Consider the following 1,331-nt stretch of genomic DNA (forward strand, 5'->3'; position numbering starts at 1 on the left):
CTCGTACGGCACCGGCGCCGGCAGCGCCGCCTCGCGGCCCTCCATCGATGCGTAGTACAGCCGCATCACGTCCCGGTACACCAGCGGCAGGCACCAGCCGTCCAGCAGGATGTGGTGCTGCGTCCACAGCAGCCGCCAGCGCGCTTCGTCCAGGCGGAACAGCGCCACCCGCATCAGCGGCGCCCGCTCGAAGTCGAACCCCGCCTGCTTGTCCGCCATCCGGTAGGCCTCGAACCGCTCGGACTGGGCCTGCGCCGAAAGACCGCGCAGGTCCTCTTCGTGCCACGCCAGCGGCGCATGCGACTGCACCAGCTGGTGCAGGCCGTCCTCCTCGCCCACGAACGCCGTGCGCAGGATGTCGTGCCGCGCCACCACCGCGTCCCAGGCCGCCCGGAACCGCACCGGGTCCAGCGACCCGGCCAGCACCGGATACACCTGCACCACGTACGCCGACCGGTCCAGCAGGCCGTGGTAGTGCAGCCCCGCCTGCATCGGCGTGGCCGGGTACAGGCGGGCCAGCGCCGGGTAGCGCGCCTGCCAGGCCGCCAGCCGCGGCGCGTCCACCCGCGCCAGCGGGAAATCCGACGGCGTGAACGCCCCCACCCCCGGCGTGCGGCAATGGGCGATCACCTCGCCCAGGCCCTGTTCCACCTGCGCGGCCAAGGCCTCCATCGTCGCCGCCTCGTACTGCGCGCCCGGGTAGGTGAGCGACAGTTGCAGGCAACCGCCGTACACCATCGCGCTCACCCCGATCCGGCTGCTGCGCCGGCGACGCGGGCTGCCCTGCGCGCCGCCATGCTCCGATGCCGCCTGGAACCGCGTCTGCGCGTTCAGCACCTGGTCGAACTGCCCCAGGTAGTTGAACTCCAGCTCCGGTTCGGGCATCGCCGACAGCGCCGCGCGCACCGACGCGTCCGGCGACAGGTAACGCAACACCCCGTACCCCACGCCGCGACCCGGCACCGCCCGGACCTGTTCCTTCACCGCCTTGACCACCTCGTCCACCGATGCCGACGCCGTGTCCAGGGTCAGCGGGTACACCGTGGTGAACCAGCCCACCGTCCCGGTCACGTCCAGCGCCTCGAACAGGCTCTCGCGGCCATGCCCTTCCAGCCGCAGCCGGATCGCCTGCGCCCCGCTCCAGCGCCGCAGCCCCAGGTACAGGCCCGCCAGCAGCAGTTCGTCCACACGCGTGCGGTAGGCCGCGTTGCACTGCGCCAGCAGCGCCTGCGTCGACGCCTCGTCCAGCGACAGCGCTACCGTCCGCGTCCCGGCCAGCGTCCCGAAGTCATCGCCGCCATGGTCCACCGGCAGGGCCGGCACCGCGTGGC

The 1,331-nt window shown here is 72.9% G+C and carries 1 protein-coding gene; it reads right to left on the reverse strand.

The features are described from left to right. Positions 1-1,331 (reverse strand): condensation domain-containing protein (locus H4F98_RS16955; RefSeq protein ID WP_220479264.1); only part of this gene is annotated, 1,331 nt, incomplete at both ends.

This window comes from Marilutibacter spongiae (assembly GCF_014145325.1).
In the GTDB taxonomy this organism is placed as follows: domain Bacteria; phylum Pseudomonadota; class Gammaproteobacteria; order Xanthomonadales; family Xanthomonadaceae; genus Marilutibacter; species Marilutibacter spongiae.